The organism is Cellulosimicrobium protaetiae, from assembly GCF_009708005.2.
GTDB classification, from domain to species: domain Bacteria; phylum Actinomycetota; class Actinomycetes; order Actinomycetales; family Cellulomonadaceae; genus Cellulosimicrobium; species Cellulosimicrobium protaetiae.
Genome location: NZ_CP052757.1, coordinates 2,832,252 through 2,845,112 on the forward strand (window position 1 = coordinate 2,832,252; position 12,861 = coordinate 2,845,112).

At 75.0% G+C, this 12,861-nt stretch carries 14 protein-coding genes; 10 read left to right on the forward strand and 4 right to left on the reverse strand.

Going from position 1 to position 12,861, the window contains the following annotated elements; all coding sequences use genetic code 11:
• The first annotated feature begins 257 nt into the window (after positions 1 to 257).
• The 3 genes from FIC82_RS12000 (at position 258) to FIC82_RS12010 (ending at position 3,177) form a co-directional block, all read left to right on the forward strand.
• A complete protein-coding gene (locus tag FIC82_RS12000; protein WP_154798706.1) occupies positions 258 to 1,445 on the forward strand; it encodes an LLM class flavin-dependent oxidoreductase in 1,188 nt (395 codons plus the stop codon).
• Positions 1,446 to 1,616: 171 nt separating this feature from the next.
• Entirely contained in the window at positions 1,617 to 2,255 is a 639-nt protein-coding gene (locus tag FIC82_RS12005) for a CE1759 family FMN reductase (RefSeq protein ID WP_154798707.1), read from the forward strand.
• A 148-nt stretch (positions 2,256 to 2,403) separates the two neighbouring features.
• The gene (locus FIC82_RS12010) at positions 2,404 to 3,177 is read left to right on the forward strand and encodes an SHOCT domain-containing protein (RefSeq protein ID WP_154798708.1); all 774 of its coding nucleotides are present in this window, start codon (positions 2,404 to 2,406) and stop codon (positions 3,175 to 3,177) included.
• Between the two features lie 26 nt (positions 3,178 to 3,203).
• Here FIC82_RS12010 and FIC82_RS12015 read toward each other — a convergent pair whose 3' ends face one another.
• Together FIC82_RS12015 and FIC82_RS12020 are read right to left on the reverse strand one after the other, a co-directional pair.
• Positions 3,204 to 3,644, reverse strand: coding sequence for a pyridoxamine 5'-phosphate oxidase family protein (locus tag FIC82_RS12015; RefSeq protein ID WP_168731793.1), 441 nt, complete (start codon positions 3,642 to 3,644; stop codon positions 3,204 to 3,206).
• Between the two features lie 257 nt (positions 3,645 to 3,901).
• Positions 3,902 to 4,660 carry a DinB family protein gene (locus tag FIC82_RS12020; RefSeq protein ID WP_154798710.1) on the reverse strand — a complete coding sequence of 253 codons (759 nt, stop codon included), beginning with the start codon at positions 4,658 to 4,660 and terminating at the stop codon, positions 3,902 to 3,904.
• 291 nt (positions 4,661 to 4,951) lie between these two features.
• Here FIC82_RS12020 and FIC82_RS12025 point away from each other — a divergent pair, with 291 nt between their 5' ends.
• Positions 4,952 to 5,476 carry a putative immunity protein gene (locus tag FIC82_RS12025; RefSeq protein WP_154798711.1) on the forward strand — a complete coding sequence of 175 codons (525 nt, stop codon included), beginning with the start codon at positions 4,952 to 4,954 and terminating at the stop codon, positions 5,474 to 5,476.
• 37 nt (positions 5,477 to 5,513) lie between these two features.
• On the opposite strand, the gene FIC82_RS12030 is transcribed toward FIC82_RS12025, so the two are convergent.
• Positions 5,514 to 5,936, reverse strand: coding sequence for a hypothetical protein (locus FIC82_RS12030; protein WP_154798712.1), 423 nt, complete (start codon positions 5,934 to 5,936; stop codon positions 5,514 to 5,516).
• 175 nt (positions 5,937 to 6,111) lie between these two features.
• Between FIC82_RS12030 and FIC82_RS12035 the strand changes: the two genes are divergently transcribed.
• The 6 genes from FIC82_RS12035 to FIC82_RS12060 all read left to right on the forward strand — a co-directional run bounded on the left by FIC82_RS12035 (position 6,112) and on the right by FIC82_RS12060 (position 11,895).
• On the forward strand, positions 6,112 to 6,576 hold the full coding sequence (locus FIC82_RS12035; protein ID WP_154798713.1) for a hypothetical protein: 465 nt from the start codon (positions 6,112 to 6,114) through the stop codon (positions 6,574 to 6,576).
• Between the two features lie 224 nt (positions 6,577 to 6,800).
• Complete coding sequence (locus tag FIC82_RS12040) at positions 6,801 to 7,505, forward strand: histidine phosphatase family protein (RefSeq protein ID WP_253691090.1); 705 nt, start codon at positions 6,801 to 6,803, stop codon at positions 7,503 to 7,505.
• Positions 7,506 to 7,613: 108 nt separating this feature from the next.
• The gene (locus FIC82_RS12045) at positions 7,614 to 8,675 is read left to right on the forward strand and encodes a tyrosine-type recombinase/integrase (protein WP_154798714.1); all 1,062 of its coding nucleotides are present in this window, start codon (positions 7,614 to 7,616) and stop codon (positions 8,673 to 8,675) included.
• A gap of 33 nt (positions 8,676 to 8,708) precedes the next feature.
• Positions 8,709 to 10,178 carry an outer membrane protein assembly factor BamB family protein gene (locus FIC82_RS12050; RefSeq protein ID WP_154798715.1) on the forward strand — a complete coding sequence of 490 codons (1,470 nt, stop codon included), beginning with the start codon at positions 8,709 to 8,711 and terminating at the stop codon, positions 10,176 to 10,178.
• A 91-nt stretch (positions 10,179 to 10,269) separates the two neighbouring features.
• Entirely contained in the window at positions 10,270 to 10,539 is a 270-nt protein-coding gene (locus FIC82_RS12055) for a DUF7218 family protein (protein WP_168731794.1), read from the forward strand.
• A gap of 108 nt (positions 10,540 to 10,647) precedes the next feature.
• Complete coding sequence (locus FIC82_RS12060; RefSeq protein WP_418884358.1) at positions 10,648 to 11,895, forward strand: phospholipase D-like domain-containing protein; 1,248 nt, start codon at positions 10,648 to 10,650, stop codon at positions 11,893 to 11,895.
• A 112-nt stretch (positions 11,896 to 12,007) separates the two neighbouring features.
• Here the strand turns inward: FIC82_RS12060 and FIC82_RS12065 are convergent, their stop codons facing one another.
• Positions 12,008 to 12,850 carry an MBL fold metallo-hydrolase gene (locus FIC82_RS12065; RefSeq protein WP_154798718.1) on the reverse strand — a complete coding sequence of 281 codons (843 nt, stop codon included), beginning with the start codon at positions 12,848 to 12,850 and terminating at the stop codon, positions 12,008 to 12,010.
• Positions 12,851 to 12,861: the final 11 nt, after the last annotated feature.

A 12,861-nucleotide genomic window follows, 5' to 3' on the forward strand; every position in this document is an offset into this window, starting at 1 on the left:
CAGTGAAGGTCCGGTGAACGTCGCGGGCGTTCGCGGCCGGTCCGCTCCCACGGCGTCGAGCCGGTCCGCCACGGCGCGTCGCGGTCCCAGGCTCCCGGGTTTCGATGCCCGACGCAACTCGTCCGGCGTCGCGCGGCCCCGGAGGTGCGCACGCTCACGCACCCGTGCGCGGACGACGCGGGAACAAACGGGGGAGATGCCCGGTTGTGCGCCGTGTACATGCAAACGCATCGACCTAGGACTCACGGGAGCACACCATGCAGTTCGGCATCTTCACCGTCGGCGACGTGACGACGGACCCCACGACGGGCCGGACCCCCGACGACACCGAGCGTGTCCGCTCGATGCTGACCATCGCGAAGCACGCCGACGAGGCGGGACTGGACGTCTTCGCGACGGGCGAGCACCACAACCCGCCGTTCGTCCCGTCCTCGCCGACGACCATGCTCGGCTACCTCGCCGGTGTGACGAAGAACATCGTCCTGTCGACGTCCACGACCCTCATCACGACGAACGACCCCGTGCGCCTCGCGGAGGAGTACGCGATGCTCCAGGTCATCTCCGGCGGGCGCATGGACCTCATGATGGGGCGCGGCAACACGGGACCGGTGTACCCGTGGTTCGGGCAGGACATCCGCAACGGCATCCCGCTCGCGATCGAGAACTACGCGCTGCTGCGCCGTCTGTGGACCGAGGACGTCGTGGACTGGGAGGGCAAGTTCCGCACCCCGCTGCAGGGCTTCACCTCCACGCCGCGCCCGCTGGACGGCGTGCCGCCGTTCGTGTGGCACGGGTCGATCCGCAGCCCCGAGATCGCCGAGCAGGCCGCCTACTACGGCGACGGGTTCTTCCACAACAACATCTTCTGGCCCATCAGCCACACCAAGCAGATGGTGCAGTTCTACCGCCAGCGCTGGGAGCACCACGGCCACGGCCCCGCGGACACCGCGATCGTCGGCCTCGGCGGCCAGGTGTTCCTGCGCAAGGACTCCCAGAAGGCGTGGGACGAGTTCCGGCCCTACTTCGACAACGCTCCCGTGTACGGGCACGGCCCGTCGATGGAGGACTTCACGCGCGAGACGCCGCTCACCGTCGGCTCCCCGCAGCAGGTGATCGACCGGTACGCCGCGATGCGCGAGCACGTGGGGGACTACCAGCGTCAGCTGTTCCTCATGGACCACGCCGGCCTGCCGCTCAAGACCGTGCTCGAGCAGATCGACCTCCTCGCGGGCGAGGTCGTGCCCGTGCTCCGCAAGGAGATGGAGGCCGCGCGCCCCGCGCACGTGCCGGCGAACCCGCCGAGCCACGCCGAGCGCGTCGCCGCCGCCCGGGCCGCCGGGACCGAGGGTGCCGCGCACGTCGGCGGCACCGAGGACCGCTGGACCGGGCGCACCGCCGAGGACGACCAGCAGCCGGCGAACGCCGGCGCCGCGTTCGGGCTGTGACCCGCGCCGTCCCGCGGCCGACGTGACCGGCCGCGGGACCGGTCGCCCGACGGCGTACGGTCGAGGGGTGCCCCCGCGCACCCGGCGACCGGCCGCCGTCGGGCACCCCGCACCACCCGGCCCGGTGACGGACCGACCCCCGCACGACACGCCACACCCCAGGAGCACCGCATGACCGCCAGCACCCCCGCCCCGGACCGCCGCCTCGTCGTGGTGTCCGCCGGGTTGTCCAAGCCGTCCTCCACGCGCCTCCTCGCCGACCGACTCGGCGAGGCCACCGTGCGCGAGCTCCAGGGGCTCGGCGTGAGCGCCGAGGTCGAGACCGTCGAGCTGCGCGACCACGCGCACGCCGTCGTCGACACCATGCTCACCGGGTTCCCCACGGGCGAGCTCGCCGAGGTCCTCGAGCGCCTCGCCGCCGCCGACGGGATCGTCGTGGCCACCCCGCTGTTCACCACCACGTACTCCGGGCTGCTCAAGTCGTTCGTCGACATCCTCGACAAGGACTCGCTCACCGGCACGCCCGTCCTGCTCGGCGCGACCGGCGGCACCGCCCGCCACTCGCTCGCGCTCGAGTACTCCCTTCGCCCGCTGTTCACCTACCTGCGGGCCGACGTCACCACGACGTCCGTGTTCGCCGCGACCGACGACTGGGCGGCCGCCGAGGCCGACGCCGGCGGCGGGCTGCCCGCCCGGATCGCCCGAGCCGGGCGCGAGCTCGCGGAGAAGGTCGCCCTGCGCAAGAACTCCGGCCCTGCGGACCCGTTCGCAGCCACGCCCGACTTCACGGCGCTGCTCGGCGGGCTCTGACCCCACCAGACCGCGCGCCCCCGGCCACCGGTGCTCCCGGCCGGGGGCGCGCTCACGTCTCCTGACCTGCAACGACACCGCCCGAAGGGTTGCCCCCGGAGGGTGTCGCGCGGCAGGATCGGGGGACCGACGACGACGGGGGAGCACAGTGAGCACGCACGCGACCGAAGGACGGGGTGCAGCGCCCACCACAGCGCCCACCGCAGCGACGACCGTCGAGACCGCCGACGAGACCACCGCGGCGCCCAGCGCCCCCGTCACCGTCACGGTGCCCGTCGTCGAGGCGCTCGCGGAGCACGTCCGCGCCCCCCGGCCGACGACACCCCCGGAACGCCGGCCGGTCGGCGTCGTCACCGTCCCCGGCCGCGCCCCCGACACGTCGCGCTTCTCCGCCGCGCCCCGCTACCCGGCCATGTTCCACGTCGCCGGCGGGCGGCTCGTGTGGGACGGCGCACGGCTGCGCCTCGTCCGCGGCGACGACACCGTGCTCGAGCCCGCCGGGCGACCCGTCGTGACCGTCAGCGGGGACGGGCCGACCGTCGTCGTGACCTGGCGCGACGAGCACCCCGGATCCCGGACGACACGCGCCGTCCTGCTCGACGGATCCTCCGCCCGCTTCGCCCGGTTCGCGCGCTCGCTCGCAGACACGCGCCCCGGGAGCGTCGTCGTCGACGACCGGACCGTCCCCTCGCCGCGCGTACCGCGCCTCCAGCCCCACCAGGCAGGCACCGCCCGACGCCCCGGCGTGTTCGCCCGCGCCCTGTGGCGCGTCGTCGGCCGCGGCGCACCCGCCGCGAGCGCCACCTCGGATGACGGGGGAGCAGCGCTGGTCGCCCGGCTCGAACGGCTCGCCGCCCTGCACCGCGCCGGCGACCTCACCGACACCGAGTTCGCGCGCGCGAAGCAGGCGCTGCTCGGCTGACAGGTCCGACCGGGGAGGGGCTGCCGTCAGTCCCCGCTCGGACCCCACCCGGTCACGTCGACCTCCGTCATGACGGACCGGCCGTCGCGGAAGTCCCCGTACCGCGCCCACGCGAGCGTGACCCGCAGCAGCACGATGCCGTCGTCGGCCAGCGACCCCGCGAACTGGGGGAACGCCGCCACGTACGCCGCGGCGCACCGCTCCCGGTCCGCGCCGGCCGGGACGTCCGCGACACCCTCGCACTGGACCGTCGTCCCGTCCGTCCCGCCCACCGTCACCGCGACCCGCGGGTCCCGCGCCAGGTTCGCCACCTTGCGCGACGTCGAGCGCGCGTCGAACACCAGCTCGCCCGTGTGCGTCGCCGCCACCGCGAGGAACGCGGCCTGAGGCCCGCCGTCGTCCCCCAGCGAAGCGACGACGCCCCACCCCTGGGAACGGACATAGCCGACGAACGCGTCACGATCCATGCCGACACCGTAGCGGGCGGCTCCCGACCAAGAACACCGAGATCGCCCCATGGGCACGAAGACGCTGGACCCACGGGACGCGACCTGACGCCGTCGCACGATGACCGAGTCCCGTACCGACCTCGCCGGCACCGACCAGGAAGCTCTGGGGGACACCGCCGCCGCCCGGTACGACACCCCCGGTGAGGGCTCTCGCCCCCCGGACGTCCCGCCATCGACCGGGGCTCCGCGACATCGATGGCGGACCGTAGGACGCCTCACGCCCCGAGCGACACCTCGATCGAACCGAGGTCCCGCACCGCGAAGCGATGGTGCTCCCACTCCTCCTCCAGGATCACGTGCAGGCACGACAACGTCGTCTCCGGGTACTGCGGCGACCACGGGTTGCGCCGCACCACCACCAGCTCCTCCGGCGTCACCCCGGCCAGGAAGTCCCGCACCATCGTGACCCGACCCGCCCGCGCCTCCAGCACGTCCCCGTACGACGGCGTCCCCGTCACGAACAACGACACGTCCAGCCCGTCCTCCGCCGCCTGCGGACCCGCCTGACCCAACGGGTGGAACGGCTGCTCCACCTCCAGCACCGCCCGCCCCAACCACGCGTCCGTCGCCAGCACCAGGTGCCGCAGCGTCTGCGCGAACGACCACTCGCCGTCCACCGACACGTCCACGGCGCTCGCGGGCAGCTCCGCGACCCGCTCGAGCGTCGCGGCCCACGTCGACTCCAGCACCGCCCACGCCGCACGCAGCCCCTCGGGGTCGCCCGCACGCCGCAGAGCACGGCCCGGGAACCGGCGGTCCAGCTCCGCCTCCACGAACCCGGCCACGTCGACGCCGTTGACGCGGAACGTGGAGCCGCCGTCCGCGAGCCACGGCGCGTCGATGTCGGCACCCTCCACCTGCACGCCCCGCATGACCACACCGGACAGGTCTGACTCCACGAACCGCGCACCCCGCAGGTCCGCACCGTCGAACGTCGCGCCGCGCAGGTCGTCGGAGCGGGTGAACCGGGCCATGAGCGCCTCCTCGGGGAACGACCCACCCGAGGAACCCGACCAGCCCGGGGGAGAGGCCTCGACGCGGCGACAACGCCGCAGCAGGGCGACCGGGCGGGGGAGAGGCGTGCGCCTCTTCGACGGTCTCGACGAGCGGGGACGACGAACGCACCGTACGCCGCCCGACCCACACCCACCAGAGGGCGGCACGCGACCACCGCCGCCCCGGCACCACCGCGCAGGCACCCCCGAGCCGGTCGACGCGCCGACCAGATGGTCCGCGCGGACGCCGGCCCGGGGGAGCATCGGACCATGCCGATCCTGCCCGCCGAACGCGACCCCCGACTCGTCACCGTCCGACGCGGCGGCACCCTCACCGACGACCACCACCGCCAGCTCGCCCGGTGGGCCGTCGACTGCGCCGAGCACGTCCTGCCGATCTTCGAGGACGCCCGACCCGACGACACCCGGCCCCGCGACGCCCTCGACGTCGCCCGCGCCTGGATCCGCGGCGAGGTCCCCATGAAGACCGCGCACAGCACCGCCTTCGTCGCCAACGCCGCCGGCCGCGACCAGCCCGCCCCCGTCAAGTACGCGGCGCTCGCGGCCGGGCAGGCGGTGGCGGTCGCGCACGTCGCGGCGCACGACCTCGGCGCGGCGGCCTACGCCATCCGGGCCGCCGCCGCGGACGCCGCCGCCCGAGGCGAGGCCCCGGAGGCCGCGCGGCTCGCGGAGCGGGACTGGCAGCGCGAGCGCATCCCGGCGGAGCTGCGCGAGCTCGTCCTGGACGACCAGCGACGACGGAGCGCGATCTGCTGGGACGTGTTCGACGACTGATCGCGAACCTCGGCGCCGAGGCGCGCGTCAGCGACGCTCAGCGCAGGAGGTCCTCGTACGGCGCCAGGGGGATCCTGCCGTCCGCCGTGGCCGCGACGCGCTCGTCGCCGGCCACGAGGACGTCGGCCTGGAGCACGGCCACCGCCACGTACTCGGCGGCTGCGGTGTCGTCCGCGTCGAGCTCGCGGGCGATCCGCCACGCCGTGGCCCGCGAGACGCGGTCGCCGAGCAGCCGGATCTTCAGCGTCGCGACGCCCTCCAGGCGGGCGCGCGCGGTCTTCTCGTCGAGCACGCCGCGGCGTACGTCGCGGTAGAGCATCGACAGCGTGTGGCTGCGCAGGACCGCAGGGCCGACGAGCGGGCGACGCGCACCGAGGGCGACGTCGTCCTGCACGAGGCGCAGCGCGGTGACGGCGTCGATCGCGCACCGGGTGGACTGTTCGAGGGCGACGGATCCCATGGCAGCCAGTAGACACCCGAGGACCCACGACGGCCCGGGAGCCGCACGCGAGAGGCGGCGAGAGCGGCCCGTCCGACCTCTTCCGCAGAACGCCGATAATGTACATTATGTCATTTCGCGGTCGAGAGTGCCGCGTCCGCGCATCACGGAGGGCCGTCGAGCGCTCCCCTTCGTCATGAGCACGACGACGTACGCACCCCGGCTCGACGCGCGCCGATCCGCCGGCCGCACCGTGGACCCGAGCGACGGCAGACGACGGCTCGCGGGCCCGGTCGCACCGACACCGTCCCGGACGCGATCAGGAATCGGCTCCAGGACGCTCGTCGCGACCGCGCCGTTCACCGGCATCTCTCCGGACGGCCGTCGTCCTCGACGTGCGCTCACGACGACGCTCGTGACGCTCGCGTGGCTCCCGGCCCTCGCGCTGACCCTCGTGGCGTTCGCGGTCGTCGGCGTCGCCGCCGGCGTGGCGACCGTCGCCGTGTGGGCCTGGCGCTCGGTGTCCCCCGTGCGGACGCCGCGGACCGGGGCCGACGATGCCGACGCGTCGCGGGACGAGCTCGATCCGTCGGCGACCCCGACCGGCCGACCCCGCGGCCGACGGCTGGTACGGGACCGCACGCTGGGCTACGATGCCTAGAATCGGACATACACCGCAAACCATTGTGTTTAGGTCAACAGCGTGCTGACGCACCGTCATCGCCCCCTGTGACGGTGGCACGGCCCGCACGAGTGCGGCGCGCCGTCCTCCCCACCGTCCGGCGACGACACCTGTGGCTCCCCCGAGCACGTCGCCCACCGGCTCCCCTTCACGTCTCCCCGCCCCGGCGTCCACCACGCCTGCGTGTGTGCGAGCCTGGGCACGTGCCCGAGGTCGACACGCCCCAGATGCCCTTCCCTCCCCCGCCGCTGCCCGACGTCGTCGGCGCCCGCGAACGCACCGTGCACGTCGTGACCCACCCCGAGGCGACGCACCACGTCGAGGGGCTCGTCGGGGGCGTCCACGACTCCGACCTCACAGCCGCGGGCGTGCGACAGGCACTCCGCCTCGCGGCCGCCCTGCGCGCCCGGCTCCCGCGCGACGCCGCGGTCGACCTCGTCACGTCCGACCTCCTGCGCACGCGCCGCACCGCCACCGCGATCGGCGAGGCGCTCGGCGTCGCGCCACGCCTGGACGCCCGGCTGCGCGAGTCGTCCTACGGCGAGGCGGGCGGGCGTCCGCAGGAATGGCTCGACGCGCGGTTCGTCCCGCCGCCGGCCGTGGGCGACCGCCTGCGCCACGACCTGGGTGTCGCGGGCGCGGAGACGAGGCTCGACGTCGCCCTGCGGGTGTACGCGGCCACGACGGACCTGCTCCACCACGACATCGACCACCAGGTGGTCGTCACGCACGGGTTCGCGGCGACGTTCGTGGTCGCCGCGTGGATCGGGATGCCCGTCGAGGCGGCGGGGCACGTCACGTTCCCCGTCCCCTCCGGGAGCATCACGACCCTGCGCGAGGACGGGTTCTTCCACAACCGCGGGGTGCTGAGCGTCGGGGACGTCGCGCACCTGGACGAGGGACGCTGAGCCTCGACCTCCGGCCAGCGTCGGCGCAGGTCAGGGCACCGCGCCGACGCCTCCTTGTCGGTGGCACGACCTAGGCTGACGCCGACCGCACCCTGAAGGAGGCCGCACATGGTCGCCCCGCCCCGCCTCGAGCGGATCACCGTCGCCGAGGCGGCCGACCGCTACCTCGCGTCCGTCGTCGCCCAGACGCTGCGCGGCATCCTGTCGCCGACGACGCGCCGCAGCTACGAACGAGACGTGACCGAGTTCGCGCGGCTCGCCGGGCCGGCCCGGGTGCTGGACGACGTCACCGGGGAGGACGTCGACGACGTCCTGCTGCGCTACCAGACCACCCCCGACGGCCGGTACGCGGACGCGTCGCGCAAGCCGGGGAGCTCGGGCCGCTCCGCCGCGACGGTGAACCGCTTCCGCCAGTCCGTCACCCGCTTCTTCACCCACGCCGCGCGCGAGGGCTGGGTCCAGGCCGACCCGATGCAGTGGGCCTCTCCCCCGGCACGCCTGCGCGACGGGCTGCGCGTCGCGCGCACGGCACTGTCCGCGGGCTCCGCGGCGTCGCTGCTCGAGGTCTCCGCGGCACGGGCGCAGGGAGACCCGGCAGCGACCCGTCGCGACCAGGACCTGCAGGTCCGCGACCGTCTCGTCGTCGCGCTCCTGCTCGTCCTCGGCCCGCGCGTGTCCGAGCTCGAGCGCGCGAACCTCGACGACTTCTCCCGCGAGCCCGACCAGACGCGCTGGCGCATCCAGGGCAAGGGCGGCCACGTGCGCACGGTCACCCTCTCTCCCCCGCTGGCCACCGCGCTCGAGGAGTATCTGGAGCGTCTGCGCCCCGCGCTCCTCGCCCGCCGCCCCGACGACCCGGACGCGCAGCGCGCGCTCCTGCTCTCCTGGCGCGGGCGGCGCATCGACGCGCAGGCGGTGCGCGGGCTCCTGCGGCGCTGCATCGAACGCATGCCCGCACAGCTCCGGCGCGAGGCCACGCCGCACGCGCTGCGCCACACGACCGCGACGCTGCTCGCCGCCGAGGGCTGGGACGTCAAGGTCGTCGCCGAGCTGCTCGGGCACGCGTCGATCGCGACCACGGGCGTGTACCTCGACCGGATCGAGGGCGAGCTTGCCGCCGCGATCCGGTCGCACCCCCTGTCCGCGGCGCTCGAGCCCGCCGAGGCCTGACGCCCACCGCCGCGGCGGCGTAGCGTCGCTGGCATGGACTCGCTCCACCGGGTGGAGCTCGTCCCGGACGACGAGCCCGCACCGACCGGGCGCGCCGCACCCGCTGGGACGCCGCCCGGGCTCGCGGCACCCGCCCGACGGCGCACGCGCGCCGTCGTCGTCGCCGTGCTGCTCGCCGCGCTCCTTCTCACGCTCGTCGCCGTCGGCTCGTGGCGCACCTCCACCGCGGAGCGCGCACGGCTCGCCCGGCCCGGCGCCGTCGTCTCCCTCGCGGTGCCACCGGAACCGGCGTGGGAGACGGACGCCGCAGCACCCCGGCTCGCCGTCGTCGCCGACGGCGACGGCGCGGTCCTCGCCGTGGTGACCGGTGAGCGCGTGGAAGGCTACGACGTCGAGACCGGTGCCCGCCGCTGGGCCGCTCTCGACGCGACGGCCTGGTGCGGGCCTGCCGCAGGCGAGACCTCGGCGCCCGCCTCCCGGCCCGGCGTCGTCACGTGCCTGACCGGGCCCGCCCTCGCACCCGTCGCCCACGTCCTCGGGCCAAGAGGGCCCACCACGGACGCGGTGCCCCTCGGGGACGACCTCGGCCGCGCGGTCCCCGCCCCGGACGGCACGGTCCTGCGCTGGTCGCGGACGGGCGGCGTCGTCCACCTCGCGCTCCAGGACGCCCGGACCGCGCAGGTCCGCTGGTACCGGGAGATCCAGCCCGACGACGCCCAGCGCACCGCGATGTGCCGGCCCCAGGTGGCGGGGCAGGCCGCCGTCACCGTCGAGGATGACCTGCTCGTCGTGCGCGGCTGCCGCCTCAGCGCGGTCCTCACGCTCGCCGGGACCCGCCTGGACGCCCGCGGCGACGCGATCACGACGGGCGTCATCTCGCGTGCGGACGGCACGTTCTGGCGCACGACCGTGCGGCTTCCCGACCGCACCGGGTCCACCCAGCTCGTCGCCCCGGACGGGACGGTCCGCACCGCCCTCTCCGGGCACCTGCTCGTCCCGCTCGTCGGTCCCGGCCGGGACGCGACCACCTGGTTCGTCACGACCCCGGCCGGCGTGCGCGCGCTCGAAGCCCCGGCGGGCCAGGGCACGGACGCCCCCCGCGAGCTGTGGCGCGTCGACCTGCCCGCCGTGCAGGTCGTGGCGCTCGCGGCCGAACGCGTCGTCCTCGCGGTCGACGGCACGCTCGTCGCCCTCGACGCGCGCACGGGCGAGCGCGCCTGGTCCTGGCCACGGGCCGTACCCGAGGAGTCCGCCGACCGTGCGAGCGGCGGGCCGGACCTGCGGCGCGGCGTGACGGCCGCGTTCACCGACGGCGCGACCCTCGCCGTGGTCGTGCCCGACCTCGACTCTCCGCGCCGAGCGCTCATGACCGGTCTGTCGCTCGACGACGGCGGCGTGCGCTGGCAGGCCGGGTATGACGCGGACCCGCACGGCTTCGCCCCGGTGGCGGGGCGGGTCGTGCACGTCGACCCGGGCACGTCGCGCGTCGTCGTGCACGGGTGAGGGTCCGCGTGCGAGCGGACGAGGGCGGGGCGAGCCTGGCGGGAGACCGGCCGCGCGCCGAGGCGACCGGGACGAGACGAGGGAGGACACCGTGCCGAAGCGCGACCCGGGCCCGAGCGTGAAGGACCCCGAGCTGTACGAGGCGCTGCGCGACGAGGGCGACTCGAAGGAGAAGGCGGCCCGCATCGCGAACGCCGCCGCGGCGTCGTCGCGCTCGAGCGTCGGCCGCAAGGGCGGGAAGGCCGGCGACTACGACGACTGGACCGTCGAGAGACTGCGCGAGCGCGCCGCCGAGATCGGCATCGAGGGACGCTCCTCGATGCGCAAGGCCGAGCTGATCGAGGCCCTGCGGTCGCACTGACCGCGCGCGTGGCGACTCCGCGGGCAGCGGAGGTGCGGGAACTCACCCCCGGCGCGCGCGCCCACCGGTCGCGCGGTGGGGCGCGCCCGCTACGGTGAGTCCGTGCACCTGTCCGCCGACTCCGCCCTGCGCACCGCCCGACGTCTCCTCTCCCGCGCGCTCGTGGTCGCCGTCGCGGCACCCGTCACGGTCGCGGGCGTCCTCGTCGCCGCCGACGCGATCCGTAAGCGCCGCAACACGACCGAGGCGTCGTTCCCCCGCTCCTCCCCCGCCGACGTCGAGGTCGCAGGGACCACGACCACGGTCTTCACCTACGGCGAGGATCTGTACCGCGAGATGCTCGCGGCGATCCGCGGGGCACGACGCCGGATCCTGCTCGAGACGTACATCTGGAAGGCGGACGCGCTCGGCGAGAAGTTCAAGGCGGCGCTCGTCGAGGCCAGCGACCGCGGTGTCGAGGTGTTCGTCGTCTACGACGGCTTCGCGAACCTCGTCGTCCCGCAGTCGTTCTTCGACCTGCCGGAGCCGATCCACGTCATCCGCTACCCGGTGTTCCGCCCGGGCGTCCTCATGCTCAACGTGCGCAAGTCGGGCCGGGACCACCGCAAGATCCTCGTCGTCGACGACGAGATCGCGTTCGTCGGCGGGTACAACATCGGCGCCCTCTACGCGACGCAGTGGCGCGACACGCACGTGCGCCTCGTCGGACCGAGCGCGTGGGAGCTGCGCAACGCGTTCGTGGACTTCTGGAACGCCAACCGGAAGCCCGGCCAGCCGCTCCTCGCCGACCCTGGCTCGATGCACTGGGAGCCGCGCCTGCGCGCGGCACGCAACGCGCCCGCGCACCTCGTCTTCCCGATCCGCGGCATCTACCTCGACGCGATCGACCGGGCGAGCTCGCACGTGTACATCACGCAGGCGTACTTCATCCCGGACCGCGAGATCCTCGCAGCGCTCCTCGCGGCCGCGGCGCGCGGGGTCGACGTGCGGGTCCTGGTGCCCGAGCGGTCCAACCACGTGCTCGCCGACTGGCTGTCGCGCGGGCTGTACACGGCGCTGCTCAGGGGCGGGGTGCGCATCCACCTGTACCGGGACGCGATGGTGCACGCGAAGACCGCGACGATCGACGGCGCGTGGACCACGATCGGGACGGCGAACATCGACCGGCTCTCCCTCACCGGCAACTACGAGGTGAACCTCGAGATCACCGACGCCGGGGTGGCCGCGCAGATGGAGAAGGTCTTCGACGTCGACCTGTCGAACTCGCGCGAGCTGACCCTCGCCGAGTGGGACGCGCGGTCGGTGGCGGCCAAGCTCAGCGAGGTCGTCCTCACGCCGCTGCGCCCCCTGCTCTGACCCGCGGGCGTCGGAAGATCGCGCACGCGCGGCGTCCAGCCTCGTCCGCCGCACCACCGCTCGGCCCGCGTTCGCCACGGGTCCGGGTACCAGCCGGGCACCGACGTCCCGGTCACCGGCCGTCCACGGCCCGCGCGACGTCGGCCGCATCCTCCTCCGGGCGCGGTGGCACGGTCTCGTCCTCCTCGAGCAGCGCCACCTCGCCGTACTCCGGGTGCTCGTCGCGCAGCGCGCGCGCCGCGGCGTCGCCGGCACCGTCCAGGCTGCCCGCGGCCACGTCGAGCGAGTCGCCCGGGGTGAGGGGTCGGTACGCGTACGTCCCGCCCGTGCGCTGCTCCCCGAGGAGCCGGTCGACGAGGCCGTGACCGGCCGCGGACAGCAGGGCGTCGTGGACGGGGACGACGACGCGCGGGTCGAGCGCGCGCACGAAGTCGATCGTCTCCGCGAGCTTCAGCCAGGGAGCGGCCACGGGTGCGAGCAGCACGTCGAGCCGGTTCCCGCCGAGCGCGTCACGGCCCGGCGCGTCGAACGAGTCCCCCGGGTGCAGGAGCGTCGCGCCGTCCCCGCGCACGAGGTACGTCACGTTCGCGATCCGGGGCACGTCCGCGTGGATCACCGCGTGCTGCCCGCCGCCGACCACGACCTCCAGCCCTCCGAGGTCGAGCCCGTCACCCGGCACGACGGCGTGCACGCGCGCCGACGCGTCGCCCGGCAGGGACGGGCGCAGCGCGGCGACCACGGCCTCCGGCGCCCAGACCGTGAGCCCGGGCCGGGCGGCGAGGGCGGCTCCGAGCGCCGCCCCGTCGACGTGGTCGGGGTGCTGGTGGGTGACCAGCACGGTGCTCGCGTCGCGCAGCGCGGCCGCGGCGTCGCTGAACGTGCCCGGGTCGATCGCGACGACCTGCCCGCCGTGGCGCACCGTGACGCACGCGTGGCCGTGGAACGTGACTCGCATGGATCCTCCTC

What these genes read in the sequence shown, in the direction of transcription:
- FIC82_RS12000 (WP_154798706.1), top strand. Translation starts at nt 258, where the DNA reads ATGCAGTTCGGCATCTTCACCGTCGGCGACGTGACGACGGACCCCACG.
- FIC82_RS12005 (WP_154798707.1), top strand. Translation starts at nt 1,617, where the DNA reads ATGACCGCCAGCACCCCCGCCCCGGACCGCCGCCTCGTCGTGGTGTCC.
- FIC82_RS12015 (WP_168731793.1), bottom strand. Translation starts at nt 3,644, where the DNA reads ATGGATCGTGACGCGTTCGTCGGCTATGTCCGTTCCCAGGGGTGGGGC.
- FIC82_RS12020 (WP_154798710.1), bottom strand. Translation starts at nt 4,660, where the DNA reads ATGGCCCGGTTCACCCGCTCCGACGACCTGCGCGGCGCGACGTTCGAC.
- FIC82_RS12025 (WP_154798711.1), top strand. Translation starts at nt 4,952, where the DNA reads ATGCCGATCCTGCCCGCCGAACGCGACCCCCGACTCGTCACCGTCCGA.
- FIC82_RS12030 (WP_154798712.1), bottom strand. Translation starts at nt 5,936, where the DNA reads ATGGGATCCGTCGCCCTCGAACAGTCCACCCGGTGCGCGATCGACGCC.
- FIC82_RS12035 (WP_154798713.1), top strand. Translation starts at nt 6,112, where the DNA reads ATGAGCACGACGACGTACGCACCCCGGCTCGACGCGCGCCGATCCGCC.
- FIC82_RS12045 (WP_154798714.1), top strand. Translation starts at nt 7,614, where the DNA reads ATGGTCGCCCCGCCCCGCCTCGAGCGGATCACCGTCGCCGAGGCGGCC.
- FIC82_RS12050 (WP_154798715.1), top strand. Translation starts at nt 8,709, where the DNA reads ATGGACTCGCTCCACCGGGTGGAGCTCGTCCCGGACGACGAGCCCGCA.
- FIC82_RS12065 (WP_154798718.1), bottom strand. Translation starts at nt 12,850, where the DNA reads ATGCGAGTCACGTTCCACGGCCACGCGTGCGTCACGGTGCGCCACGGC.